This window comes from Algoriphagus sp., assembly GCF_039969895.1.
In the GTDB taxonomy this organism is placed as follows: domain Bacteria; phylum Bacteroidota; class Bacteroidia; order Cytophagales; family Cyclobacteriaceae; genus Algoriphagus.
The window spans coordinates 493,137-519,546 of record NZ_JBDVMZ010000012.1 but is presented as its reverse complement, the minus strand read 5'-3'; the positions used below and the strand labels follow the sequence as shown (position 1 = coordinate 519,546).

Genomic DNA, 26,410 nt, shown 5'->3' with positions numbered 1-26,410 from the left:
TTTGGTAGAATAGATTATTTTGAAATAAAATTTTTTTTACCTGTTCCTCAAAAAAAAGCTATTTTTTGATATTCCTCAATAAATTCTCCAATCATCCCCGCTTTTTACCTTAGCTCCAAAAAATTAATGGCTTCCCATTGACCTAATACCTTTTTCAAAACGACAATTTTTGAAACACTAATTACTTCCTGGAATTCCTGCTTACCCACGACAGCTAAGATATTTTGAAATTGACTTCTCTTAATATCTTTGAATGCAACCGTCATATGAGGCTGGAAATTTCGATCACTTAACTCGTCAGTAAGCTTTAATGTTCTCTTGAAATAGCTAATTAATTCACGTTGCAAAACATATAAAGCATCCTCCCCTTCTACATCTAGGTAGATCACCCGCGTTCCAAAGTTCCCTAGTCCAGCTACGGTCACATTAAACGAATTGTAGCCTGCTATAAATTCGCCTAGCTTTCTGATCAACTCATCTTCCTTCGCCTCATTATAGACAAAGGGCATTTTCAAGGTAATATGTGCAGGTGATTTGAGCGCAAACTTAGCTTGGAAGCGATCTTTGATTTCTAATTTCAGCTGCTTCACTCGATCCTGGAACTCACCTTCAGGGACAATCGCCAGAAAATACTTTTGCATCACTTTCATCAGGCAAAAATACCTCGAAAAGGAAATCATTGGGTAAAAACATAAAATCTATTCGATAAACTGGATCAAAGCTTTAAATTAAGGGGAAATAACACCTACTAGCTATGAAATATTTTTATAAGGCGATGATTGGCCTTGATCTGACTGAAATGGATGATATCCTGATCAAAAAAACAATTGTGTACCTAAGGTTCCTCGGAATAGACAAGTGCTACTTCGTACATGTGGCCAAAAATCTAGCGGTGCCCGATGAAATTCTTAAAAATCATCCTGAATTAATGGCACCAGGAGATGAGTCAATCGAGGCCTTGATCACTTCAAAACTTAAAGAGTTTGATTTTCCAGAGAGTATGGATATTGAAGTTTTTGCTGAAGAAGGAGCACATCCGTTGGACACATTTCTACGATGGGCCAAAATAAAAGATGTGGATCTCATCATCATGGGCCGAAAAGAAACCCTAGAAGGCAACGGTTCCCTAGCGAAAGGCATTGCCAAAAAAGCGCCTTGCTCCGTCCTGTTGCTTCAGGAGAGAAGACCTCCAGGACTACCTAAGAAAATCATGATCCCCTCTGATTTCTCCGATCACACGGATTTGATCTATGATTTTGGAGAGAGAATCTCCGAAGAATTGGGTGCAGAGCTACTTCCTGTTCACCTCTATGAAGTTCCTCATGGCTATTCCAAAACAGGCAAATCCTTCGAAGAATTCTCAGAAATCATGAAAGAAAATGCACGGGAGGACTTTAACCGATTTATCCACAAATTCAATCACGAAGGTTTAACGTGTCGTTTTGTCCTGAATGATGGTGAAGGCCAAGGCAAGGCTCTCCTAGAAGAGGCTCAAAAAATCGAAGCAGATATGATTCTGCTTGGATCCAGAGGCAAAACAAAATCCGCGGCAATCCTTCTTGGAAGTGTAGCCGAAAAATTAGTTTTAGTCAATAATATTCTGCCTATGCTCATCTTCAAGAAAAAAGGCGAAACCATGGGATTCTTCGAAGCATTATTCAAAGTCTAATCAGATTTGGTAAGAAAAAAGCAAACCTGATCACCTTTGCCCTCCTCATTATAGTGGAGGGCTTTTTTTTCCCATGCCTCTAATTCTCGTTTCGAAAAAAGCTTATCCCGCATTTTCAAATCTAAGTGGAAGCCCTCTTCATAAAGCGCAGTTCCCCAAAATTGAAACGCTGAAGAATCAAAGATCACCTCCTGTAAGTCAAAACCTATAGTTCTAGCCAAGGTATCAAATCCCATAACTGAAGGAATATTCAAATGCCTAGGAGCGTCTAACTGCACCCAATACTCGCGCTTATCTCGCCAAACCTGCGCATCTGTCACAGGGGTCCGAATGATTACTTTCCCTTTTGCATTCAACTTGTCATAGCAAGCCTGAAGAATCTCCATAGGGCTTTCCATATGCTCAAAAGCATGATGCATCATGATGAGATCAAATTGATCCTCACTATCTTCCAAGCGCTTTTTCCACAGATGCAACTGCTCATTTACAGCAAGATCCTTCTCCATAAATGGATCAAACCCATGCAAATCTGTAAAGCCTGACGCGTACAATTCATACAGAAGCTGACCGTTTCCACAGCCGACATCGGCTATTTTCCAATGAAAACCAGGCCCCAATTTCTTAAACCAATACCCAAAGCTTGGCTCTACTACTTTGGCACCAGATGCTAGAAACAAGTTCATTCGAATCTTCTTAAACACACGTCTAGCCAAGCCAGAGGGAACTAACGGGAGGAAAGAATAATAGTCGGAGTTGTGATAATACCGCGCTAGATCATCTGGAACCTCATCCAGTTGAATGGATTTGCAGTCCATACATTCCGTATAGGTAAATGAACCGCCCATACCAAACATCCGCTCACTAGCTTGAAAAGTAGTAAGACTGGATCCTCCACAAAATTTACAGGCCTTGTACAACCTAGTTGACATATTCAGAAGTAAAAATTAGCCTAAGGATAGAGTTGAATTCTAAATAATTTCCATCCCAAGCAGTATAAAGCAATTCCCAAAGTAAGCTACAGTGCTCTTCAAAATGGTGAAATTGCATCTAATTATGAAATGAGGTTCATTTCAGCATCAAAACTAAGGAAAGAATCCCCAAGGCTTATTACTTTTGTGATTAATTGTTAGCCGAAAAGCCGCCTAGGCAACTCATGAGTTTTATTTCGAATTTATTTTCACCATCCGACAATCCTGATTCTTTAGGAGCAAAATTTAGAAGCCAAAGACAGAAGGATTTTGAAGATTTATTTTTTCAGAATTTCTCTAAAAATGATCCCATCCGAGTATTGGACGTAGGCGGAGCGGCCTATTTCTGGAATACGAGCAGTCTTCCTTCCTTGCCGAATATTGAAATTGTACTACTCAACCTTGGTGTAGAAAAAATCGATCATCCCAAGATCAAATCCGTAGTCGGAGATGCTACCAATATGGCTGAATTCGAAGACAATAGTTTTGATCTAGTGTTTTCTAATTCGGTCATAGAGCATCTTTATACTTGGGAAAATCAACAGAAAATGGCAAATGAGATTATCCGGGTGGGAAAAAAACATTTTATTCAAACTCCGAACAAGTACTTTCCAGTGGAAGCGCACTATGCCTTACCCTTTGTGCAATACCTTCCTCAGAATTTACTTTATTTTTTACTGACCAAAACAAAAGTAAGCCGACTCCAAAAATGGGACCCGATACATGCACAGCAATACCTAGAGGAAATCCGATTGCTTAATGTCAAAGAAATGCAGCTACTTTTCCCCAGCTCATCTATGTATTTGGAAAAATTTATGGGCATGACTAAATCTATTTCAGCCCACAATCTATCCTAATCAGCAAATTGAAGTCGAACCAAGTTGGCGTAGAAGCCTTCTTCACGACCTAGCAAATCCAAGTGATTGCCTTGCTCCACGATTTGCCCTTCGCTGAGTACATAGATCCTATCCACTTTGCGAATAGTAGCCAGTCTGTGCGCTATGATAATGGTAGTCCTTCCTTTCATCAGCTCGTCCAGCGCTTCTTGCACCAAGGATTCTGATTCGGCATCTAGAGAAGAAGTGGCCTCATCGAGTATCAAAATAGAGGGGTCTTTCAGAATCGCCCGAGCGATCGCCACGCGCTGACGCTGTCCACCAGAAAGCTTCACTCCCCGCTCGCCAACTTTAGTATCTAGCCCTTCGGGAAATTGGGAGATAAACTGCCAAACATTGGCTTTTTTAGCGGCCAAAATAAGCTCTTCCTCTGAGGCATCAGGTTTTGCATAAGCGATATTTTCACGAATGGAACCACCAAAAAGCAGAACTTCCTGCGGAACCATGCCTATGTGAGACCTGAGGTTTTGCAAATTCCAATCATTCAACGGTCTATCATCTACTTCAATAGAACCGTGCTGAACCTCATAAAATCTCATCAGCAATTGAATAATCGTGGATTTGCCAGCACCAGAGTGACCCGCCAGTGCGACTTTTTCACCAGGATTTACATAAAAAGTCAGGTCTTTGAGTACTTCCATTGCAGGTCGGGTAGGGTAATGAAAACCCACCTGATTGAACGTAATTTTGCCTTGAAAATTTGTTCCTTTGATACCAGTAACTGACTCTGGCTCTTCATCCAATATTTCTAGGACGCGCTCCGAGGAACCAATGGCTTTTTGAACTTGACCATAAATATCCCCCAATCCAGCGATAGAGCCACCTATAAAAGTGGTGTAGAGTACAAAAGAGACCAACTCACCCACGCTCATTTCACCAGAACTAACCAAGCTCGCTCCGTACCACATCACCGCTACTATCCCACCAAACAAGGCAAAGATGATAAAGGAAATAAATGCACCACGATACTTGGCCGCTCGCAAGGCTACTGTCACCACCCGATTCAAGCCTGAGCCGTAGCGGGAAGATTCAAAAGCTTCTCCGACAAAAGACTTCACTGTGCTGATGGATTGCAGGGTTTCTTCTACAATCACATTTGCGCTGGCTAGCTCATCTTGCGTGCTTTTGGAGAGTTTTCTAATAAATCTTCCAAAAACCATAGCGATCACCACCAACACAGGAAAGGTAGCAAGCATAAACAAAGTCAACTTTGGCGTATTGACCAGCAAGAAAATCACCCCTGCAACGAGAGTAACTACCTGACGAAAAAGCTCTGCAAGTGTCACCGAAAAGGTATCCTGAAGAAGGCTCACGTCAGAGGTGATGCGGCTAATCAATTCTCCAGTTCTACGCTTATCAAAAAAAGTCATCGGCAGGCGCACCAGTCTGCCGTACAATGCCAATCGAATATCTCTCATGGAGCGCTCCGAAACTAACGCAAAAAGCCAAACTCGGAAAAAGGAAAAAATGCTTTGAATGGCTAAAATAGCTACCAAAATCATCGCGATCGAATTGATATCACTGACAACCCAATCCGTGCCTTGGGCCGTATCGATGAGCTTACCAGCTACAAAAGGGAATGTCAAAAGGGTAAGTGAGGAAAAAACCAGGAAAATCATTCCTAAAAAGAACTGTCCCTTATACGGCATTAAAAATTGAAAAATGCCTCCTAGTTTACTCAAATTCTGCTTGTTCAACTTCCTTTTTTCACTCTCGTCCAAAGCAGTTCCTCTTTTCTTAGCCATTCGTTGATTTTGGTATTTCGAGGGCAAATTTAACGCTTTTTATAAGGATTTCGGCAGTTGAGGGGAAAGGTTTAGGATTTCCATTTGGCCTGTTGAAAAGGGAATTAAGTGACGATGTGCTGGTATATCAGAGAAAGGAAGGGCTCCGGATCATACTTTGGCGTGTATAATCATACCACTAGTCAGAAGTATATTTTGTAACAGAAGGCAAAGCAAATGTTCTTAAGCATCTTCTACAGCCTCGCTGTAGCTAATCTAGGGATATATTTCCTTTTCAGTGCCTCCAGCTTAGGACTCGTACTTGTGGCTGGAGCAGTTTTTTTATGTAAAATAATCAGCACTTCTAGGAGAGAAAGGAAAGAATTCCTAGCCAATAAGCTAGAAAAGTGAGGAGAAAATCGCCTACCTGCCCAGTTGAGCATCAACCAACTCCCGCTTCAGCTTCCGCTCTCTTTCCAGCATGGTCTTGCGGTGATTGTCAAATTCCTCCTGTACCTCTACCAATTCCTTCTCAGCTTTTCGGATTTTTTTAAAACTACTCACGTATTGAAACGCAAAAATCGCAAGTGCTCCAGCTAGTACTGCTACCAATATCCACATCAAAGACGAATAAACAGATTTCTGGATTCCCATACCCAGGAAGGAGAAATTCTCCTTCTCTGCTATAGCTGCCTGTTTCTCAGCTTCTGCCGTCGCCAAAAAGTCCTTCAGGTTTTTGATAGAATCTTTTTCACTCATTATGAGTAGTTTAAGATCTCCAACTTCCGCTCTCATCGTACGCATCGAGTCCAAAATATTAGATTTTAGCTTATCTAAGTTGGTACGCAAGACTACTTTATATTCTTGAAAATTATTGGAACTGTTGTAGATGTATTCAAACTGGCTATCTATCGTTCCAGATTCCAGAGATTCTTTTTGCTCTGTGCTATCTTGAGCGATAGTGCCAAACGAAAAGGAGAATAAGAAAATTAAGATTAGGACAGGAGATACTATACGTTTCATTGGGTAATTAATTTACAAACTAGGGTGAATGGCTTCAGTCACCAATAAACATGCCTTAGGGTGTAAATTCAAGTTTATATGTTTTATTGGAAAAGAAGTCAATTCTTTCGATATGATAAAGCAATTGATTTTCAATTGGTTAGAACAGACACCCATTCTTATTTATCCTTGAAAATTTATATTAAGGGAGTAGAAACTCACTTTAGCCCTGTAACATCCTTCTGGATTGGCCTATTAAATTTCCTTGACCGTATCCACTTGTGAAGCTATCCATGCTGGCCTCGATGAAGCTACTAGTGTAATCCCCACCATCGCTAAACTGATCCAAAGAAAATCCGACCAAATCATTTTGACAGGATATGCCTCTACGACAGCAGATGAAATACCAAGGGAAACAAAGCCAAAAACCTGCTGCAACCAGCAGATAACAAAGCCCAGAACCAGTCCAATCACTGCTCCGCTGAAGGCTATCAACGCTCCTTGTTTAAGGAATATTCTGCGTATCAACTTCTCGGTCGCTCCCATCGCTTTCAATACCGCTATATCTTTCTTTTTCTCGATGGCCAGCATACTGAGTGAGAAGAAAATATTAAAAGACGCAATGGCCAAGATGAAGGTCAATGCAAGGAAGGTAAATAGTTTTTCCATCTTGACGGTACGAATCAAGCCAGCATGCTGCTCATCCGCATTTTTCACCAAAAAATCATCCCCCAGATGAGCTCTTAGCCGCTTTTGAACTTCAGCTATAGAGGAACCTGCTGCTACTTTTACTTCTAAGGCCGTTCTTTTGTCTCCGTATATCAATAAATCCCCAACAAATGAAAGTGGAGCAATCACATATTCATCATCAAACTGTCTATCCCCGATACTGAAATAAGCGACAGGATCAATGACTGAGGATTCATAGAATTGAGAGGGATCGATAGACGCAGCACTTCTGGGAGCCTTCGGATAATAGATTTTCAAGGGCACATTGACATTGTCAAGATTCACGGAAAGGAAAAACCCGACGCCTCTGCCTAATATTGCTGCTGGATTCAGAGCTGTCCCAAGCGTGGTATCTCCCCAGAAGTAGCCCTTAGTAAACCTATCCTGATCTAGGAAATTATCCGAAACTCCCTTGATCCTTCCGATCATCTGATTGCCATTGTAATCGAGCAAGGCATTGTCCTCGATCACTTCAGTAAGTATCGCTACACCTTCAATGTTTTTGATACTATCCAGCCACTCCGCATTAGTCATAAAACTCTTCCCCGCCGCAGCTTCTATCTTCAGCTCCGCATCAAAGCTGGCAAAAAGTCCTCTGATCAGATCCTCCAAACCATTGAACACAGACATCACAATCACCAAGGCCATGGTGCCCACAGCGACCCCTACCATAGAGATCCTGGACAAAATGGTGATGAAGTTTCGCTTTTTTTTGCTGCGAAAATATCTATTGGCTATGAAAAAACTGAGATTCAACGCAAGCTGGATTAATCCTCTTCTTCTTGATCTTCCTCTTCAGGTGCTGGAGGTATAGCCAGATTAGAGATCACCTTATCCATGTGCTGCGCATAAGCCGCTGAATCATCTAGGAAAAAGGCTAATTCTGGAATCACACGAACAGATTTCCCAATCCGTTTGGCTAGCTGATGTCTGATATCTTTTTTGTGTTCATTGATCAGCTTATGCATCGATTCTGGATCAGCTAGTAGAAAGCTCACATACACTTTAGCCAAACCTAAATCCGGACTCATCAATACACGCGTAATCGTCACCATAGCTCGTCCGACTAGGTGTTTAGATTCTTTTTGAAAGATATCTCCGAGCTCCTTTTGGATCAGCTTGGAATATTTTTGTTGTCTTTTACTTTCCATATAAAGTATTTGTGGTACAAATTTAGCGAAATAGTTGGGCAAGCTTTAATTTCGGGCAAAAGCAACCACACACTCTTCTCCAATTTACCTTGTTCAGTTTTTTTAAATTAAATGATCCCTTCAGGCTTATCGGCATTGGAATATACATTCTCTTGCTGACAGTTGTCTATTTGACATTAAACCCTTTTCCAATAACTAATCCACAATTGATGTGGATGCTGCTGGGCGAGCGCTTGGGTCAAGGATATTTTCTCTATCAGGACATCATAGATGACAACGGCCCATTGTCGGCAGGGTTCTTTACGTTCATGGATTTATTGTTTGGCCGCAGTCTCGTTGCGTATGAATTAGTAGGTAGGGTTTTGATTTCCTTTCAGATCTTATATTGGAACTCCATCTTGATCAAATTCAAGGCTTTTTCTGTGAATACCTACTTACCTGCTATCATTATGGCAGCACTTTTCCATTTCTCTTTTGACTTACTTAGTTTGAGTCCAGCCCTACTGGGAAGTACATTCCTGATTTTGGCTTTTGGACAGCTTTTCTCTCAAACTGTCCTACAGAAAGACACAAGTGAATCCACCTTGCTGATCGGAATTTATGCTGGATTGGCCACAGGGTTCCATCCCAATTACATCGTATTTCTCCCTTATATGATTTTTACCGGAATCGCGATTAGTAGCTTTTCCTTCCGGCAATTGATGCTTTCCTTGGTGGGATACTTTCTCCCTATTTTATTGATTTCAGTTTTCTATTTTTGGAATGATGGCCTAGAGGAAGCCATTCAAATATGGCCACTCACTTTTCTGTCTGAGAAATATGAATATCAGTCACTCCTCAGCTGGTTATACCTAGGGATATTCCCGCTAGCGCTGGCGGCAGTTGGGTATTTTATGGCTACGGTTTTGCGCGGTTCGACGATCAATCAGCAGAAGCAACGGCAACTTGTCCTCATCTGGCTACTCTTCTCTGCAGCCGAGTTTTTCATTATCAAAAAGCAAGCTGCCTATCAATTGGTGATTTTGATCCCTGGCCTCACCTACTTGATCACACAATTTTTCCTAAACACCAAAAAAGAAGTCGTAGCAAAAATAGCCTTCAATCTCCTTGTTTTGGGCCTTCCAACGATCGCTTTTTGGTATTGGCATCTAGAAGACAGCGATTCAGATTACTTTGTGACAAAAAGTGAGACTAACTATACCGGCGATATATTAGTATTAGGCGATGATCTTTCCCCTTATCTCAGCAGCAGACTAGGCGGACCTTTTCTCAATTATCGGTTGAGTAAGCTTTACCTTGGCCAAGAGCGAGACCTCAGGGAAAAAGCTAGGCTTTTTCAGATGCTCCAAAAGCAAAAGCCTACCTTAGTCCTGGATCCAAATGGAGACTTCGAAAAATTAATGAGGCAATTTCCCGCTTTGGAAGTCCAATACCGCAAAACAGCTGCAGGAAGTTACTCCTTAAAACCACTTCCTTAGCCGGATCACTGAAATTAACGTAAGTTGATTCGATCACTACTTGACCTAAGAACTAAGTCAATTTGGCAACAGGATAAGGGAAAAATTGAAGCGATTAAATTTCTATACCAAAACATATGAGACCTAGCACTATCCTCTTTACCCTACACATGTTTTTGGTGACTAGCGGTGTTTTTGCTCAAAGTGAGTTGAAAATCACAAAGTCAGACAATACCCGATTAATATATGTTTTGAACGAAGCTGATCTAATTGCAGAAAATTCGAAGGAATGGCTATCGATACGCATCTATAAAGTCAGTAACGGAGCGGGTAGTGCGGGATTTGCAAATGGTGAAGCTTCACATAATTTGCTGATAGCTGTTTCAGAGATTGGCGAGGCTCCCGACCAAAGCCTTTTCGAAATTGGACCTTACATCAATCCTGAGGTAGCCCAATGGATAGAAGAAAAGGAATACGAAAAAACGCTAGAAATCGACTACGGAACCCATGATTCCCGGAAAACCCTGAGGCTAAAAGCCACCCTGGATGAAGTGAAAATAGATAAGAAGGGTAAGAATTGAAGGTGAGTAATGTCCTCCGCCTGAAAAAAGAACCTACCTAACTTCACTTTTTTTAACTTCCAATTTTTCATCTTTTTTTTAAAAGCAGGCGTTACATTTACCTATGATTAAATCCAATTTTAAACTGGTGGCAAGCTTAGGCATCGGCCTGATCGTAATGGGATGTAACACCTCTTCCCTAATCACCGCTCCCCCAATTACTTACCCAAGCAATAGCCCAAAAACAGCTGAACTAACAGAGCAGCAAGCAAAACATTGGGGACATTTAGATTTGCAAAAAGACACGATTCCGGGAATGAGCATCGATCGTGCTTATTCCGAACTTCTAAAAAAGCGTAAAGGAGAAACGGTGATCGTAGCGGTGATTGATTCTGGGATTGACCTAGCGCACGAGGATATCAAAGAGGTACTTTGGACAAACTCCGACGAAAAACCCGGAGATGGAATAGATAACGACGGCAATGGCTATGTAGATGATATCCATGGATATAATTTCCTTGGAGAATCCTACAATGAACAGATGGAAGTTGCTCGAATCCTACGCTTGAAAATAGGAGATGAAGCTTATCAACAGGCTGCACGAGCAAAATTGGATGAGAAGCTAAATGAAGCCAATGCCGCACTACCTCAAATCAAGCAAATAGAGCAAGTAATCAGCATGGCTGATCAAAGTATGAAAAAATCTTTGGGCAAGGATTCTTACACCTTAGCCGATCTGGAGGCATTTAAGCCAAAAAATGGACAGGAAGAAGGAACGGCAGGTTTACTCATGCAGGTGATGACTTTGGAAGAGTCAGTACCCCTCGCCATCGAGGAGATGCAGGAGGGGATTAAGTATTACACCGAGCAGCTCAAGTATAATTTGAATGTTGACTTTAATGGACGTATCCCTGTAGGCGATGATCCTTATGATATTAGTGACAGAAATTATGGTAACGGCAATCCACAGGCTATTGATCCAGGTGAAAGTCATGGTTCACACGTAGCAGGAATCATAGCTGCAACACGTAATAATAAAAAAGGAGTAGATGGAGTGGCCAAAAATGTTCAGATCATGTCTGTGCGGGCTGTCCCAAATGGTGATGAATACGATAAAGACATAGCACTGGCCATCCGATATGCAGCAGATAACGGCGCAAAAGTGATCAATGCAAGTTTTGGAAAAGGATTCTCTCCAAATTCAGAATGGGTTTATGAAGCATTACAATATGCCGCTTCCAAGGATGTTTTGTTTGTTCATGCAGCAGGGAATGATGCGCTTGACTTAGATGCTCCACAAAATACCAATTTCCCAAATGATCAATCTTCTCCAAGTTCGACCGAGCTGGAGGATAACTACCTTACAGTTGGAGCATTGACACCATTCTATGGATCAGGCATGATCGCAGTATTTTCTAATTATGGAAAAGAGCGTGTGGATATCTTTGCTCCTGGGGATGAGATTTATTCCACCATGCCAGATGATTCCTATGAGTTTCAAGGGGGAACTTCGATGGCAGCTCCAGCAGTCGCAGGGGTTGCAGCTATGATACGGTCCTATTTTCCCAAGCTCACTGCAGCACAGGTAAAACAAATCATAATGAGCTCAGGAATCTCACCAACGCTAAAAGTCCAGGTAGGTGGGCCGGAAGGAGAGGAAAAATCTTTTTCAGAAATCTCCAAATCAGGCAAAATCGCCAATTTATATAATGCCTTAATTTTGGCTAGCCAAGTAGCTAATGGAACTGTAAGCTTGTAAAAGCGACCCTTTCACACATAAAAGAAGCCCATCTTGTTCACACAAGATGGGCTTCTTTTATAAGCATCCGTTAGGAATCATCCGCAAGCAATCTTATTCACTCGATTCTGATGTCTTCCACCTTCAAAATCTGTGGTGAGAAATGTCTCAGCTAGCTTTTCTGCCAACTCATAAGAAATAAATCGAGCAGGAAGCGCTAAGACATTTGCATTGTTATGCTGTCTGGACAAAGCCGCCAGCTCCTCATTCCAGCAGAGTGCAGCTCGGATACCTTGGTGTTTGTTGGCTGTGATGGCTACGCCATTTCCAGAGCCACAGATCACGATGCCTAACTCATACTCCCCTGCTTCAATCGCAGCACTTAGCGGATGAACATAATCTGGGTAGTCCACAGAAGCATCTGAGTACGGACCAAAATCCTTTACTTCATAGCCAAGTGATTCCAGTTTGCTGACCAATTTGGCTTTGTATTCATAACCCGCATGATCTCCTCCTATTGCTATTTTCTTTGCCATAATTTTTTCTTAAAAGACCGAAGCAAGGCTCTCCATCTTGTCTCATCGTTTTTATACCTTGATTCCAGAATTTTGCTACTTACTACCTGTGTCTAACGTCTATTTTTAAAGCGCATCGTCTATTTCTTCCTTAGCTTTTTTCGCAGCTCTTTTTCTTTCCAATCTCTTCGCAATCTGAATTCCCGCCTCATAGAGTACCAAAATCGGCATCGCAATCAAAATCTGAGAGATCACATCTGGAGGAGTGATTATCGCTGACAAGACCAGAATCACCACAATTGAATGCCTTCTGTAGGCTTTCAGCATTCCAGAAGTTACCAGCCCGGACATTGCTAAGAAATATACCACCACCGGAAGCTGGAACATAATTGCCGAAGCAAGCACCAACATGGTAAGTGTAGAAATATAGGAAGTGATGTCAAACTCATTCAGAATAGACGGGTCCAGCTGGTAGTTTGCCAGGAAATTAATCGACAGCGGAGATAGGATAAAATACCCAAATGCCGCGCCCAGGAAGAACAATAAACTTACAAAGAATACAGCTCCGCGGGCGGCATTGCGCTCCTGATCGTACAATCCCGGACTGATAAAGCGCCAAACTTCCCAGAATACAAAAGGAAAAGCAGCAATGAACCCCACCACAAAACTCGAAGTCATGTGCATGGTAAACTGCCCTGTCATCTGCCTACTTTGGATAGTAAATGGCAATTCATCTATACAAAGTGCCGGCAATCCTACGTAATCACTGAGCTCGCATAGCCACCTATAAGTGACAAAGTCAACCTTCGATGGCCCGAGGATTACGATTCCGAACACAAAGCTTTTAGCTAAAAAAGCCGCAACGGACAAAATCAGAATTGCAGATACTGAGCGGAGCAAATGCCAGCGCAATGCTTCTAAATGATCCAAAAAGGACATTCCGCCTTCTTCCTCTTCGTCTTGGTATTGGTCTAGCGCCACGGGTAGTGTCTATATTCTAGTATAATGGAAACTGATTCATCCAAGCATTTACTTCGCTACGGATGTTGGCCAATTCGGCCTCATGCTCATGATTGGTCAACGCCTTATCAATTAGGTTGACTATCTTGATCATATCGTCTTCTTTCAGTCCTCGGGTGGTCACTGCAGCTGTACCGATTCTCATACCTGAAGTGACGAATGGAGATCTCGTATCAAATGGTACCATATTTTTATTGATGGTGATATCCACTTTGCCAAGGGTCTCTTCAGCTATTTTTCCGGTAAGGTCTTTATTTCTAAGATCGATGAGCATCATGTGATTGTCCGTTCCTCCAGAGATGATTTGATATCCAAGACTTACGAACTGATCGGCCATTACGGATGCATTCTTTTTCACCTGAACCACATAATGCATGTATTCGTCAGAAAGACACTCCTGAAATGCTACCGCTTTTGCAGCGATAATATGCTCCAACGGACCACCTTGGGTTCCTGGGAAAACACCCATATCGAGAAGAGAAGACATTTTTCGAATTTCTCCTTTTGGTGTAGTCAATCCCCATGGATTGTCAAAGTCCTCACGCATCATGATCATACCACCTCTTGGGCCTCTTAGGGTTTTGTGGGTAGTCGTGGTGACGATATGGCAATGCTCCAATGGATCATTTAAAAGTCCTTTTGCAATCAATCCTGAAGGGTGAGAAATATCTGCCAAAAGAATCGCGCCTACCTCGTCTGCAACTTCTCTCAATCGAGCATAATCCCAATCTCTTGAATATGCTGAAGCTCCACAGATAATCATCTTTGGAGAAACTTCTAACGCTTTTTCTTCCAATTTATCGTAGTCAATTCTTCCTGTCTCTTCCTCTACTCCGTAGAAATGTGGCTCATACAATTTGCCCGAAAAATTAACTGGAGAACCGTGCGTCAAGTGCCCCCCGTGAGAAAGGTCAAATCCCAAAATCGCATCACCTGCTTTCAAACAAGCTAAAAATACCGCAGCATTTGCCTGAGCTCCAGAGTGAGGCTGGACATTGACCCAAGTAGCCCCAAAAAGCTCCTTCGCACGATCTATTGCTAATTGCTCTATCTTATCCACCACCTCACATCCGCCATAGTAGCGCTTGCTTGGAAGGCCTTCTGCATATTTATTGGTCAGCACGCTTCCCGCAGCTTCCATCACTTGCTTACTGGTGAAGTTTTCGGAAGCAATCAGTTCTATGCCTCTCTTTTGTCTGTCTTCTTCTTCGTTGATCAGGTCGAAAACAAGCGTATCTCTTTTCATAATCAGGGGTTTGAAAGCAAAATTAAATGCGAGGTAAATCCTATGACCTACCTATAAATGTGCCCAAAAATAGCCTGAAAGTCCCGATTATCCAATCCAATTGAAGGATTGAAATTCTGAATTCTAAGGAATTGCTATTTTTGGCTGATGATTGATTTCAAATTCTGCCCTGAAAGCTATTTCACCGAAGAAACCACTTCGGTACTCCTACTAAAACTGAATTATCCCGAAAGTCAGTGGGGTGAGCAAATCAGTATTTATGCACATTGGCTGGAGCGAAAGATTCACTTTGAAGCAGTGGACTTCTATGGCAATGACTACATGCTGTATCCTTCGTCCAGTTTTGAACCGCTGAGCCTAGAGGACATGGTCTATCTGGTAGAGGGGATGCAGGTGAATACCGATGGAATGGAAGGAAATATGGAATTGATATTGGATGGAATTCCAGAAGTCGAAAGTGACTTCTACCCAGAATTGGGTAGGTATTTTGAAGAAAAAAGGAAAAATTACGGCTTAGATTAAAAATCTAAAAGCGCTTGTTTTTGCTCGGAAACTTGATGTGTACGAAACCAATATTCGTAAATCTCAAAAGCTAAGCAATCGCTGAATTCAACGCCTTGAAAGGTGATTTTCTTGAGGCAGTTCACAGGAATCCAGGATTTCAATTTGGAAGACTGTTCCTTGGAGAGCTGTGAAAGCTGAATCCATTTTCTTCCATTGATAAAAATCGGTATAAGTTTAGTCATACACTTTCGGTTTATTTGTCTCAAAAATATGTTGATAGTCAGCAAATTACAATTTTACGAAGTTATTTTTATGTTAACAGCAGGTAAGTTTTTTCAAAAAATAGCATGACAGGGGCTATCATCGCATTTTTATGCCTAATGCTGGGACTTTTTCTACAAAGGCGACCTGGTCTTCCCTTGGAAAAAATCACTAAGTGGGTAAATGCCTATCTTTTAAACATTGTCCTCCCGGCTCTTGCACTGCTTTACATTCCTCAGATAGATCCGGGCTGGGATCTTCTCCTACCTATTTCCGCAGCATGGTTCACGTTTTTGCTGTCTTGGTTGATTTTTGGCTCTCTGGGAAAAATGTTATCCTGGGATCGGCAGACTACTGGATGTCTGGTGATTGTCGCTGGATTAGCCAATACCTCCTTTTTAGGATTTCCTGTCGTCGAGGGGCTTTATGGAAAGGATGCTCTGCCCATCGCGCTACTCATCGATCAGGGAGGCTCATTCTTACTTGTCTCTTCTTTATCGATTCTGGTAGGTTCTATCTATTCTCACAAAGAAGGGAACCTACGCGCGATTCCCATGAAAATTCTGAAATTCCCTCCCTTCGGATTCTTATTGGTAACAATGGTGATGAGTATTGTGGGTTGGAAAACTCCAGAATTTCTGATACCGATAGTCTCGCTAATAGGGAAAACGATGGCGCCCATGGCCATATTTGCCATTGGGCTGAAGTTCTCGCTGGACTTTGACTCACTGAGCTCCAGGTATTATTGGTTTGGGATGGGCTATAGACTACTGCTGGCACCGCTCATGGTCTGGCTGATCTATAGAAGTCTTATCCCGGAAAACAGTCTGGAATTCAAAGTCACCGTGTTGGAAAGCGGGATGGCACCGATGATCACTGGTTCCATAGTCGCGATCCAATATGATCTAAAGCCAAAACTAGCCACGCTGCTAGCTGGCCTGGGTATTCCTATTTCGCTAGTGACGATTTTGGCTTGGTATTATTTCCTTGGATGATCAGGCCCAAGCTTTTTTCAGATTAGCGAGAATTTCTTCGTGGATTTTTTCATTGGTAGCTATGATCTGTCTGCCAAAAATAAAATCTCTTCCTCCAGAGAAATCTGTCACCAATCCTCCAGCTTCCTCCACGATCAATGCTCCAGCAGCTACGTCGAAGGAATTTAGGTTGTATTCAAAAAAGCCCTCCACGCGACCCGAAGCTACATAAACCAAATCAGCAGCAGCGCTACCTAGTCTGCGAGCGCCATGGGATGACTGCATCAATGACTTCAGGGCAGCGAGGTATTTATCCAGCATATCAAAATCACTGTATGGAAATCCAGTTGCAATCAGTGAATCAGCTAGTTTCTTGGCTCCACTAACTCTGATTCGGGTGTCGTTACAAAATGCTCCGCCGCCTTTCATCGCATAGAAGCATTCGTGCAGGTTCACCTCATACACCACTCCCAAAACCACCTCATCCCGCTCCATCAACGCGATGCTAACACAGAAAATCGGCACCCCATGGATAAAATTAGTCGTGCCGTCCAAAGGGTCAATAACCCAATTGAAGACTTCTGCCTGGGTAGTATTGGTTCCTTCTTCGGTAATAAAACCTGCCTCTGGCAAAATGGCGGAAAGTCTATTCACGATAAGTTTCTCAGCTTCTTTATCTACATAGGATACTAGATCATTGAAGCCTTTGTGCTCTACTCTATCTCGGTTGAAGTGTTGTCTTTCCTTACGGATAAAGGCGCCAGCTTCTTTGGCAATTTGTTGAGTTCTCTCAAGGAGTACGGTGAGTTTTTCTGTTGAGATCATAGAGGTTGGTAGTATAAATCAAGCTTTGGGATTCTTCCCAGCTACTGTTAGAACGATTTCTCCTTTTAGGGTATTGGTTTGGTAATAATCTAGTAATTCAGCTAAAGTACCTCTGACGTTTTCCTCGTGAAGCTTAGTCAGCTCTCGGGACACGCAGGCTTGCCTCTCTCCTCCAAATGCCTCTGCAAGCTGTCCTAAAGTTTTCAATAGTCGATGTGGTGATTCATAAAAAATAATGGTGCGCACTTCTTCGATCAGTCCATCGATTCTGGTTTTCCGACCTTTTTTATGAGGCAAAAAACCCTCGAATACAAACCGGTCGTTGGGTAATCCGCTATTCACTAAAGCAGGAACAAATGCAGTAGCTCCAGGGAGACACTGCACTTCCAGTCCTGCTGCCAATACTTCGCGCACCAAAAGAAATCCTGGATCTGAAATAGCCGGAGTCCCAGCGTCACTAATCAAGGCAAACACTTCACCACGGTTCATTCGCTCCACTAGTTTTTCTACGGTCTTATGCTCGTTGAAAATGTGATAGCTCTGCAGTGGGCGAGAGATTTCCAGATACTTGAGCAATTGTCCACTGGTTCGTGTGTCCTCCGCTAGGATCACATCGGCAGTTTTCAAGACCTCTATAGCTCGTAGCGTAATATCCTTCAGATTACCGATAGGCGTAGGTACGAGAAATAAGTTTACAGCAGTTTCGCTCATGCATTCAGCTCGTCAATGGCTTTGGCCAGCTCTCGGTCTTTTTTGGTAACCGTATTTCCTTCATCATGCGTGGTCAACTCTATTTCAACAGTATTGTACACGTTGCTCCAGTTGGGATGATGCTGTGCAGCCTCTGCCAAAAATGCCACGCGGGTCATGAAGGCAAACGCCTCCTGAAAATCTTTGAATTTGAATGTTTGCTTTAGCTTGTTATCTTCTTCTTTCCACATAGGTCTGTGAGTTTATAGCGAGATCAATCCTTCTATTTTTGCTGCCTCCTCGTAGGTTTTGATGATCTGGTCGGCACTTTGCATCATGGCTTGTACGGTGGTACTTACATATTTGCCTCCAGAACTCGCTTTGGTAGTTATTTCATGCTTAGGAAATAAGGCGGCTACCTCTGCTTCTTTTCCGCTAGGAACTATAAATTTAAACATATATAGCTGTGGAAATTCCCCATGGCCCTCTAATTTTTCCTTGAAATTTTCCTTATCAAAATCCTTTTTATCCATCTCAACTAATGATCTACAATTACTTTTCGAATATAAACAAAGAACCCATGCTGTAGGGCATGGGTTCCGAATCTAGTTTCATTCTATTAAAAGAATTTGTATCGATAGTCTTTAACGCCTGCGAGATCTTGCAGCGCCATCATGACAGAATAAGTCGTTCGCTGTGAAGCATTCTGAGTCAATTGACCCTGATAAGCAGAATAGTCGCCTATTTCAGCTGCAGGAGTCAAAGCATTCAATTTGCCTACAATCACCCCAACGTCTTCACGAATTGGTTTAGTCAGCTCTCCTTGATTCACCCCAAAGATGGATCCGATAGCAGCTGGCGCAAAACCAACCCCAGGTATAACATTAGCGCTAAGCTTCAAATCAGGAATCTCATTGATAGACGCCTCATTCGGATAGACTGCCTTCATCTCTTCCAAAGTAGCTTTTCCAGCTATTGCAGCCTTGATGATTTCAGCCTTTTTCTCATTTCTTACTTGAGCTTCCACCTGCTCTTTCACGTCTGCTAGTTCTACGTCTCCTTCGTCTCTTTTGCTTACCAGTGTCGCTACGACATAAGCATTGTCCAGTTCAAATACTGTAGAAACCTCACCAGTAGAAGTCTCATCCGCAAATGCCCAGCGAATCACTTCTCTGGCGTTTTGAAGATTATTGACATTTCTAGCACTAGCATCTATATTATTTGCCTGCAAAATTCTGTAACCCTCAGAGGTAGCGTTTTCGGTGAACTCATTTCTGTTACCGGCATTTGCAGCGAAGGCGTCTGCATTTCTGAATGCTTCATTTCTAGTAGCATCACTTGCTACTAATTCCAGTTCCAAAGAAGCCACTTTGGTATAAGTGCTCTTAGGCATTTCAGTCACTTTTACGATATGATAGCCATATTCTGTCTCTACCAGATTTGAAAGTAATCCTGGAGCTTTGGCTGCGTATGCCGCTTCAGCAAACTCAGTAACGAAGTCTTCCTTAGCAAAATACCCTAGATCCCCACCATTTTGAGCCGTACCATCCTGACCATATTGTCTAGCAGCTATTTCAAAATTGTCGTCAGCTTTCACTTCCGCCAGTACAGTTTCAGCCTGTATCTTTACCGCTTCTTTAGCAGCATCATCCATACCTTCCGTGCTGAATAAAATGTGAGAAGCTCTAAGTCTTGGTGTACCTTCATACTGATCTGTGATCTTGTAAGACACATAAGTAGAGTTAGCCGTGATGAAAGGACCATAAGTCTGACCTGCTTCAATCACATCCACATTGTTTGTAAGATTAGCTGGTAACTCATCACCTGGTTTGATAGTCAAAAATGGAGCTGGAGCATCCGAATTTCTCAAGACAAATAGAGAGTCATTCTCAGCGTTTTTCAATTCATTCGTCAATTCTCTGATTTCAGAAATAACATCTGCTGAATCTAGCCCGCTAGGCTGAATGCTGAAACTTACGTATTCAAGGCTTGCAGAATTGCCAGACTTGAATTTGCTTTTGTTTTTAGTCAAGTACGTTTGCATTTCACTGTCAGAAACGGTGACATCTTCATCCGCTACAGCATAGAAAGGCACAAAAAGAATAGAAGCATCTGCGATAGTATTTGCGGCTTTGTATTCTTGCTTAGCTTCAGCTTGCGTAGCAAACTCAGAAGTCGCCAGCATATTATCATATTTGATTCTCAACCTAGAATCTGCAAAAAGCTTCTCTTGTTGATTCCAAAACGCCTGTTGCGCCGGATCTGCTGTCTCTAAGGATTGAAGAAAAGTAATTAGCTGAGTTTTATCGAACTGGCCTGTCTGAGGATTTACCAATTGCTGACGCAATTCCGGAACAATATTTTTGCCCTGAACCATATCAACCAATTCCGCATCTGAGATAGTCAAACCTAGCTTTTCGTATTCTTCACTGAATACGCGCTCCACAATCATTGATTGCCAAGCCTGCTCTCTGATCGAGTACATTTCCACCTCAGAAGGGACTCTTCCAGTCCTTTGCTGGTTTGCGATTTTGAATTCTTCCACCCGGGCGATATACTCTTCATAAGTAATATCTTCACCTGCGATCTCACCTACTATATTCTGACTTGCGCCTAAAAGGGAGGAATTTGGGCTTAATAAATCTCCTCCAAGGAGGAATAAAATCAATCCGCCGGCAATTACGCCGATCATCAGACCTGTTCGTTGTCTAATTTGTTTAATTAACGCCATTATTGTTACTACGCTTTTTTAGAGAGTCGCAAAATAAGAGCATTAAGAACGAAATTCAAAATTATTCTGAATCAAAGGCTTAACTAGAATATTCCGGAGGTGTTAATTTTCACTCGAACAGTCTCAATTCTATGTTCTTGTTTGGTCATTACGGTAAAGGTGTAAGCCTCAAAAGTAATCGATTCTCCCTTCTTGGGTAGATTTTCCGTAAGGGAAAGAATCAGCCCTGATAGCGTCTCAAAGTCTCCAATCGGCAATTCCCAACCATATTTGTCATTGAGGTAGTCGATTTCATGACGCGCACTTAGTAAATATTCTTGATCGGAAATTTTCTGCTCTATCAAGTCATCAGAGTCATACTCATCCTCAATCTCTCCAAAAATCTCTTCAATAATATCTTCCATAGAAACGATACCTGAAGTGCCACCAAACTCATCTACCACCAAGGCCAAACTTTTTCTCTCTTGTATAAACTGAATAAGCAGCTCATTAGCCAAGGCAGATTCTGGTGCAATGATGATCGGAGTGAGAATTTCTTCTATGGTTTTTGGCTTTTTGAAAAGCTCCAATTGGTGGCAATAGCCAATTACATCATCGATAGAATCCCGATACACAATCACCTTGGAATGTCCACTTTCTTCGAACACCTGCTTCAATTCCTCTATGGCGTCTTCCACCTCCACTGATACGATATCCGTACGGGGTACCATGCATTCCCGCACTCGGACTGTTTTAAATTCCACTGCGTTGTCAAAAATCTTCGTATCAATCTCCACATGTCCCTCTTCCTTTCCTTTATGAATGTGATTCTGGACAAAGCTATTCAGGTCAGTGACCGTAAATACGGGCTTATCTTCACTGTATTCTAGTCTAAGAATCTTAGTGATGAAAAATCTAGAAAGCCCTACGACAGCCCACACCACCGGGTAGAAAAAAACATAGATCACATAAAAAGGCAATGCAAAGAAATTCAGCATGCTATTCGGATTGAGCATGAAGAGACTTTTCGGCAAAAACTCTGCTGTAATCAATACAACAATAGTGGAAAACAGGGTCTGAATGACCAGTACAATCGCGTCGTTATTGAACCCTTCAGGTAGCCAGGCCTTCAGCGGGCCTTCCATTAGAAATGCCATGAAGATTCCGTAAAGTACCAGTGAGATGGTATTCCCCATCAGAGTAGTGCCAATGAATTGGCCAGGTCGCTGCACAAAGACACTCAGCAATCTACCGGTCAGATCTCCTTGTTTATTTTGAAGCTCTATTTGAAGTTTATTGGCAGAAATAAATGCAATCTCTATCCCTGAAAAAAAGGCAGAGAATAGGAGAGTAATAAGTACATAAATCAAATAGGTGATTTCCATTAGTTACGCTTTTTGCGGGGTTTGGTCTTTCTAGTAGGAGTGGGAGGTTCTTCAGGTTTTTTCATTTTGCGATATTGGAACCAAAATAATAAGGCTACCGCAAACATGAAAATAGCATAAGAAGCACCAACTCCCTGAGTTATCGTCTGATGGATACCCACAATCATCAATGCAAGGGAAAGTGATAATAATAAAGCGTCAACTAATTTCATTCTGAATAGTATAAATAGCGTAATGGAAGCAAGGGAGGTACAATCTCAGGGCTGAGACTCGGTTCGAATAGCTCCATCAGATTCCATCTCCGGATAATTCTATCTGGCCATCCCTAGGATTTTTGAGCGAATAGGAGCTGAACGTTTCATCAGCTTCGAATCCCGAGCCATAGGAGAATGTACCTCCATTTTGAACTCTCACAAATTTCTCGGTGTAGATTTTCTTTTTATTTGGTTCCCAAAAAAGCTCCTCGGATTGCAATTTCTGATCCTTGATCACATTATGTACTTGGACGTTCCCTTCCCCTTTAAAAATATTTTCTTCTTTTAAAAGGTACCCTCGATCGGCTCTCATAGTGGTGCTAAGTTGACCGTCTGTTTCAAAAATTTTAATCTCAATTCCTTCGGGAAATTCCTGGTTGCCGTTGGCAAAATCAAGTTGCTTAGGAGCTTTGATTTCTGAGCGGACGATAGCAGAGTCACTTCGTATCAGATGTATATTGACAGCCATATTGATAGGCCCTTCGTAGGCCTCCATAGCAGAAGCATCCACATCTTCCCTACACGAGCTCGCCAAAATAGCAATGCAGCCAATCACAAGTGATAGTATAATTTTATTCACAGCTCAAAGATAATTGAAAATAGTTTTACGGCTATAAATGAAAAAAGGCAGCCCGAAGACTGCCTTTTAAATAAGTTTTCTTGAATTAATCTCTTGTTGCCAAGGTAACCGTCTCACCGATCCAGCATCCAGTATTGATCGTGGATCCTACTTGAAGTCCTTCAGTGAACAACTCCTCTTTGGATGGAAATCTTGCTCTGGCATTTGCCATTCCGGAAGAATCTCCAGCTTTTTGGTATGCGTTGTAAGCAGCGATGTAGATAGAATAATCTTTCGCACGGCTTTCGCCACCTTTACAATCATTGAATGAGTTCATGTACATGCCCCCAATCAAGGAATAGATATCTGAAGTTCTAGAAGGGTCAAGGTTAGCTACTTCTTTAGCAGCTGCTCTACCAGCAGATTTTTTACCCTGCTTCACATAGATTTTAGCTAGCTCCATTTGAGCATCGGCTTTTTGCATGTCATTCTCAGCTAGCTTCAGTGCTTGTGTCCACATCTCTTCTGCTCCAGCAGTATTATCTTCCTGCATGTATCTCATAGCAATCACTTGAGAAGTAGAGAAAGACGGCTCTTTTGCATGCTTGATCTCAAGAGCTTGTAGGAAAGCATTAGTACTGTAGCACTTATATTGTACTGAATAGTTGAAAATTTGATCAGCTAGCGCTTCATTAGTTGGATCTGCAGCTAATTTAGGTCCCATTGTATTCTCAATGAAATCGCAGTCTATGAGATCCATAGCAACAAGTAAATTCTCCATCTGACTTTTAGCTGTTGCTACATCTTTGCCATCAGCTTCAGCTTTTGCTAAAAGTTTTTGAATCTCACCATACTTCTCTAGCACTTGCTCAGGAGTATAAGCATCATTGTAGCCATCGTTTCTTCTGATAGCATCAAAATAGGCTGGATATAGAGCTGCTAAGGATAACTCTCCATTTAACTCAATTGCTCTTTCGAAATCTGCTACCACATTAGGCAACATTTCCTCCACATCTTTATAATATCCATAAGCATAGTATGCTTTGTTTTCAATCCACTTGGTTTCATCGTCATATAACTGTCCTCTTTTGATAAACAATGTCATGACAGAATCCTGATATACTCTTTTCTGAGCTTCATCAGTGGTGATTTTTGAAGCCTCATCGTATATTTTAGTTCCATTTTGGTAGATGGATGGATTAAGCTCAGGTACATTCACTAGCAACCAATGTAAAGGCTTTGTAGCTTCCACGAATTGTTCTGAATTCATGTAGTCGGTATATGCAGCGTTCAATTCTCTGGCTTTGGCCTCTAAGGCAGGATCTGATGGGAATTTAAATTCTTGAGCCTGGACCATACCAGCCATTAGCAGGGCAGCTAGCCCTAGGATTTTAGATTTAATTTTCATTTTCATAATGGTTTAATTCGGCACAATTTAATCTTCATGTCTAAATCCGTTTTTAAATGTTGGATTTAATCATTTCGATCGTATGGTTTGTTTATTTATTATTCAAATACTCGCTTGTAGAACCAGCTGTTATCATTCAATGACAAGCCCAGCGTGAAGTTCACATAATTCTCTCGGATGAGGCCATTATCTGTAGTTCCCCGCTGACCTACTTTCACCGCGAAATTCACTAACGAAAGTTGATTTACAGGAAGTGAGGCTCCAAAGTTAATGCCAAGATCATTGATGTTAGTCGCGTTCAAGTAATATGGGGTCTGCTGAAATTCCAATCCAAAGCGGTAAGTGCCTCGTTTTAAACCATTATCTATATTAAGATAATCTGGTACTATCTGGAATCCCAACCCCACTTTGATCGCTTCCTTCAATTGCAATGGGTCATCTAAAAGTGATTTGTACTTTTTAAAGTCTTGGTATTGACCTTCCAAACCTATCACGAACTTGTTGTTTTTTTCATAAGAAACCCCGAATCCAATACGATTAGGGATATAAATGCTTCCTGGTTCATCATTTGCGATCAAGTCTCCATCTGTATCGGGCCTGCTAGCTTGGCCAAATGATGCGAGCTTGGCAAAAGCTTTTCCATTAACATCTCCTAAATGCTGATAAATGGCACCCAGGTGTAATTTGCTTTTGGTGTTCAAAGGAAAGAAATAGTAAAGCCCCGCTTTATAGCCCACATCGCTAACTGTTAATCTTTCATAATATTCGGTAGTGATCCCGACTTGGGCTCCTTCCTCATCAAAAAGTGCCAGACGGTTCGTCCGTATAGTCGAGCCAAAAAGGTAGGAACCTGTCACTCCAATGCTGAGATTCTTAGCTATTACCATCCCGTATGATAAGTAGGCCTCCGAGATTCCCCCGTCTCCTTCGATTGAATTTATTGCCTCTACATTGGCATTATTCACTTGGCTATTGATGAGCAAATTGTAGTTCACGCTAGTTACTTGGTTCAATCCCAAGCCGATGGTAGCTTTATTGACTTTCACCGGAAGTGAGAAAGCAATGTAGGACAACCCTCCTCCATCTACATCTGAAGTTTCGGTGCCATTATCTGCAGCGATCTTTTTATAATTCAGCGCAGCTTCAAAATTAAAAATTATGTTTTTAGTGCTCAACGCAGGATTAACCACATTAGGATTCCAAGCAGAACCGAAGCTGATGCCAAGTCCTCCCATTGCTTGATTATTAGTAAGGCCAGAATAATTAAACTCTCCGATACCTAATGCACTATAGGTGGATGCACTGGATTGTGCCTGAGCTTTATTAACTAAGAAAAGGGTGAATAGTACACCCAGCAATTTGATTTTACTCAACATTGTGGTTTAGAATAGAATTCAATCCGTATAGGACCAAATTTGGGACTACAAATATGAGGTCTTTTGCCAATGAATCAAAAGATTGAGCATCCCCTCCACTAACAAAGACCTCGATTTCAGGATATTTTTTAAAGTAAGCGTCGATTTGCCCGCGTAATTCGTATTCAATTCCACGCCAAATTCCGATTTGCATACAGGTGATGGTATTGTCTCCAATCAGTTCATCTGGCTTTACGCTTAGTTCAACAAGTGGTAATCTTGCTGTAAAGTCATGCATAGCTTTGGCACGCATACTCAAGCCAGGACTAATAGCTCCGCCTAAATAGGAGTTATTCTCATCGATCAAATCAAAAGTAATACAAGTTCCTAAGTCTATCGCGAGTACGGGACCTTCTCTCCTAATGGCCCAAGCGCCTATAGCACCGGCTATACGATCTAATCCCAGGCTAGCTGGAGTTCCATAGGCATTCTGTATTGGCAGGCTAGTCTCCTGACTCAGGAAGGTAAAAGGAAAGGATAAAAAACCCTGTAGCTCCGATTGGTCCCATCTCACTGAGCTCACTATACACTGGTCAAAAGATAGTGATTCCCAATACCCTAAGGCAGTTTCTAACTCTTCAAAGACCTTTTCATGAAGCAGTTCATCTCCTTTAAATAGGGCGCTTTTGATTCTAGTATTACCTATATCGATGATCAGATTTGACATGCTCTATTTTTTATGCCTCGCAAAATAGCCATTCAAAAAAAGGTGTGGCTTTTATCCTTGTTAAATTATCTTTGGCTCGAACG

At 41.9% G+C, this 26,410-nt stretch carries 28 protein-coding genes; 7 read left to right on the top strand and 21 right to left on the bottom strand.

Features of this window, described 5'->3' with window-relative positions; translation table 11 throughout:
- Positions 1-104: 104 nt before the first annotated feature.
- The gene (locus tag ABJH64_RS08450; RefSeq protein ID WP_348274958.1) at positions 105-641 is read right to left on the bottom strand and encodes a 2'-5' RNA ligase family protein; all 537 of its coding nucleotides are present in this window, start codon (positions 639-641) and stop codon (positions 105-107) included.
- A gap of 113 nt (positions 642-754) precedes the next feature.
- Between ABJH64_RS08450 and ABJH64_RS08445 the strand changes: the two genes are divergently transcribed.
- Positions 755-1,669: a universal stress protein gene (locus tag ABJH64_RS08445; protein WP_348274957.1), complete on the top strand. Its 915-nt coding sequence runs from the start codon at positions 755-757 to the stop codon at positions 1,667-1,669.
- On the opposite strand, the gene ABJH64_RS08440 is transcribed toward ABJH64_RS08445, so the two are convergent.
- A complete protein-coding gene (locus tag ABJH64_RS08440; RefSeq protein WP_348274956.1) occupies positions 1,666-2,598 on the bottom strand; it encodes a class I SAM-dependent methyltransferase in 933 nt (310 codons plus the stop codon). The two genes, ABJH64_RS08445 and ABJH64_RS08440, sit on opposite strands and share 4 nt — an antisense overlap.
- A 224-nt stretch (positions 2,599-2,822) precedes the next feature.
- Here ABJH64_RS08440 and ABJH64_RS08435 point away from each other — a divergent pair, with 224 nt between their 5' ends.
- Complete coding sequence (locus ABJH64_RS08435; RefSeq protein WP_348274955.1) at positions 2,823-3,494, top strand: methyltransferase domain-containing protein; 672 nt, start codon at positions 2,823-2,825, stop codon at positions 3,492-3,494.
- Here ABJH64_RS08435 and ABJH64_RS08430 read toward each other — a convergent pair.
- The 4 genes from ABJH64_RS08430 to rbfA form a co-directional block, all read right to left on the bottom strand.
- Positions 3,491-5,278, bottom strand: coding sequence for an ABC transporter transmembrane domain-containing protein (locus ABJH64_RS08430; RefSeq protein WP_348274954.1), 1,788 nt, complete (start codon positions 5,276-5,278; stop codon positions 3,491-3,493). The genes ABJH64_RS08435 and ABJH64_RS08430 overlap by 4 nt on opposite strands.
- Before the next feature lie 402 nt (positions 5,279-5,680).
- Positions 5,681-6,280, bottom strand: coding sequence for a hypothetical protein (locus ABJH64_RS08425; protein ID WP_348274953.1), 600 nt, complete (start codon positions 6,278-6,280; stop codon positions 5,681-5,683).
- Between the two features lie 234 nt (positions 6,281-6,514).
- The gene (locus ABJH64_RS08420) at positions 6,515-7,744 is read right to left on the bottom strand and encodes an FtsX-like permease family protein (protein WP_348274952.1); all 1,230 of its coding nucleotides are present in this window, start codon (positions 7,742-7,744) and stop codon (positions 6,515-6,517) included.
- A gap of 11 nt (positions 7,745-7,755) precedes the next feature.
- Positions 7,756-8,139, bottom strand: coding sequence for a 30S ribosome-binding factor RbfA (gene rbfA, locus ABJH64_RS08415; protein WP_348274951.1), 384 nt, complete (start codon positions 8,137-8,139; stop codon positions 7,756-7,758).
- 209 nt (positions 8,140-8,348) lie between these two features.
- On the opposite strand from rbfA, the gene ABJH64_RS08410 reads away from it, so the two are divergent.
- The 3 genes from ABJH64_RS08410 to ABJH64_RS08400 all read left to right on the top strand — a co-directional run bounded on the left by ABJH64_RS08410 (position 8,349) and on the right by ABJH64_RS08400 (position 11,915).
- A complete protein-coding gene (locus tag ABJH64_RS08410) occupies positions 8,349-9,617 on the top strand; it encodes a hypothetical protein (RefSeq protein WP_348274950.1) in 1,269 nt (422 codons plus the stop codon).
- Between the two features lie 116 nt (positions 9,618-9,733).
- On the top strand, positions 9,734-10,177 hold the full coding sequence (locus ABJH64_RS08405) for a hypothetical protein (protein ID WP_348274949.1): 444 nt from the start codon (positions 9,734-9,736) through the stop codon (positions 10,175-10,177).
- Positions 10,178-10,280: 103 nt separating this feature from the next.
- The gene (locus ABJH64_RS08400; protein WP_348274948.1) at positions 10,281-11,915 is read left to right on the top strand and encodes a S8 family peptidase; all 1,635 of its coding nucleotides are present in this window, start codon (positions 10,281-10,283) and stop codon (positions 11,913-11,915) included.
- 77 nt (positions 11,916-11,992) lie between these two features.
- Here the strand turns inward: ABJH64_RS08400 and rpiB are convergent, their stop codons facing one another.
- The 3 genes from rpiB to glyA form a co-directional block, all read right to left on the bottom strand.
- Positions 11,993-12,430 carry a ribose 5-phosphate isomerase B gene (gene rpiB, locus ABJH64_RS08395; protein WP_348274947.1) on the bottom strand — a complete coding sequence of 146 codons (438 nt, stop codon included), beginning with the start codon at positions 12,428-12,430 and terminating at the stop codon, positions 11,993-11,995.
- 105 nt (positions 12,431-12,535) lie between these two features.
- The gene (gene tatC / locus ABJH64_RS08390; RefSeq protein WP_348274946.1) at positions 12,536-13,390 is read right to left on the bottom strand and encodes a twin-arginine translocase subunit TatC; all 855 of its coding nucleotides are present in this window, start codon (positions 13,388-13,390) and stop codon (positions 12,536-12,538) included.
- Positions 13,391-13,406: 16 nt separating this feature from the next.
- On the bottom strand, positions 13,407-14,675 hold the full coding sequence (gene glyA, locus ABJH64_RS08385) for a serine hydroxymethyltransferase (protein ID WP_348274945.1): 1,269 nt from the start codon (positions 14,673-14,675) through the stop codon (positions 13,407-13,409).
- A 147-nt stretch (positions 14,676-14,822) separates the two neighbouring features.
- On the opposite strand from glyA, the gene ABJH64_RS08380 reads away from it, so the two are divergent.
- Positions 14,823-15,197, top strand: coding sequence for a UDP-glucuronosyltransferase (locus tag ABJH64_RS08380; protein ID WP_348274944.1), 375 nt, complete (start codon positions 14,823-14,825; stop codon positions 15,195-15,197).
- On the opposite strand, the gene ABJH64_RS08375 is transcribed toward ABJH64_RS08380, so the two are convergent.
- A complete protein-coding gene (locus ABJH64_RS08375) occupies positions 15,194-15,421 on the bottom strand; it encodes a hypothetical protein (protein WP_348274943.1) in 228 nt (75 codons plus the stop codon). The two genes, ABJH64_RS08380 and ABJH64_RS08375, sit on opposite strands and share 4 nt — an antisense overlap.
- A gap of 105 nt (positions 15,422-15,526) precedes the next feature.
- Here ABJH64_RS08375 and ABJH64_RS08370 point away from each other — a divergent pair, with 105 nt between their 5' ends.
- Positions 15,527-16,435: an AEC family transporter gene (locus tag ABJH64_RS08370; protein WP_348274942.1), complete on the top strand. Its 909-nt coding sequence runs from the start codon at positions 15,527-15,529 to the stop codon at positions 16,433-16,435.
- On the opposite strand, the gene ABJH64_RS08365 is transcribed toward ABJH64_RS08370, so the two are convergent.
- The 11 genes from ABJH64_RS08365 to ABJH64_RS08315 all read right to left on the bottom strand — a co-directional run bounded on the left by ABJH64_RS08365 (position 16,436) and on the right by ABJH64_RS08315 (position 26,327).
- Positions 16,436-17,239, bottom strand: a complete 804-nt coding sequence (locus ABJH64_RS08365) for an inositol monophosphatase family protein (RefSeq protein WP_348274941.1) — start codon at positions 17,237-17,239, stop codon at positions 16,436-16,438. It abuts the gene before it with no gap.
- 18 nt (positions 17,240-17,257) lie between these two features.
- The gene (gene rsmI, locus ABJH64_RS08360; protein ID WP_348274940.1) at positions 17,258-17,950 is read right to left on the bottom strand and encodes a 16S rRNA (cytidine(1402)-2'-O)-methyltransferase; all 693 of its coding nucleotides are present in this window, start codon (positions 17,948-17,950) and stop codon (positions 17,258-17,260) included.
- Positions 17,947-18,180, bottom strand: coding sequence for a 4a-hydroxytetrahydrobiopterin dehydratase (locus ABJH64_RS08355; RefSeq protein WP_348274939.1), 234 nt, complete (start codon positions 18,178-18,180; stop codon positions 17,947-17,949). Before ABJH64_RS08355 ends, rsmI begins: the two co-directional genes overlap by 4 nt.
- 12 nt (positions 18,181-18,192) lie before the next feature.
- Entirely contained in the window at positions 18,193-18,462 is a 270-nt protein-coding gene (locus tag ABJH64_RS08350) for a DUF493 family protein (protein ID WP_348274938.1), read from the bottom strand.
- A gap of 86 nt (positions 18,463-18,548) precedes the next feature.
- Positions 18,549-20,660 carry a peptidylprolyl isomerase gene (locus tag ABJH64_RS08345; RefSeq protein ID WP_348274937.1) on the bottom strand — a complete coding sequence of 704 codons (2,112 nt, stop codon included), beginning with the start codon at positions 20,658-20,660 and terminating at the stop codon, positions 18,549-18,551.
- A gap of 83 nt (positions 20,661-20,743) precedes the next feature.
- Positions 20,744-22,024: a hemolysin family protein gene (locus ABJH64_RS08340; RefSeq protein ID WP_348274936.1), complete on the bottom strand. Its 1,281-nt coding sequence runs from the start codon at positions 22,022-22,024 to the stop codon at positions 20,744-20,746.
- Positions 22,024-22,236 (bottom strand): hypothetical protein, encoded by a 213-nt coding sequence (locus ABJH64_RS08335; protein WP_348274935.1) that lies wholly within the window; start codon positions 22,234-22,236, stop codon positions 22,024-22,026. Before ABJH64_RS08335 ends, ABJH64_RS08340 begins: the two co-directional genes overlap by 1 nt.
- A 76-nt stretch (positions 22,237-22,312) precedes the next feature.
- The gene (gene lptC, locus ABJH64_RS08330; RefSeq protein ID WP_348274934.1) at positions 22,313-22,858 is read right to left on the bottom strand and encodes an LPS export ABC transporter periplasmic protein LptC; all 546 of its coding nucleotides are present in this window, start codon (positions 22,856-22,858) and stop codon (positions 22,313-22,315) included.
- 85 nt (positions 22,859-22,943) lie between these two features.
- Positions 22,944-24,245 carry a hypothetical protein gene (locus tag ABJH64_RS08325; protein ID WP_348274933.1) on the bottom strand — a complete coding sequence of 434 codons (1,302 nt, stop codon included), beginning with the start codon at positions 24,243-24,245 and terminating at the stop codon, positions 22,944-22,946.
- A gap of 98 nt (positions 24,246-24,343) precedes the next feature.
- On the bottom strand, positions 24,344-25,621 hold the full coding sequence (locus tag ABJH64_RS08320; RefSeq protein ID WP_348274932.1) for a hypothetical protein: 1,278 nt from the start codon (positions 25,619-25,621) through the stop codon (positions 24,344-24,346).
- Entirely contained in the window at positions 25,611-26,327 is a 717-nt protein-coding gene (locus tag ABJH64_RS08315; protein WP_348274931.1) for a type III pantothenate kinase, read from the bottom strand. Before ABJH64_RS08315 ends, ABJH64_RS08320 begins: the two co-directional genes overlap by 11 nt.
- Positions 26,328-26,410 lie beyond the last annotated feature (83 nt).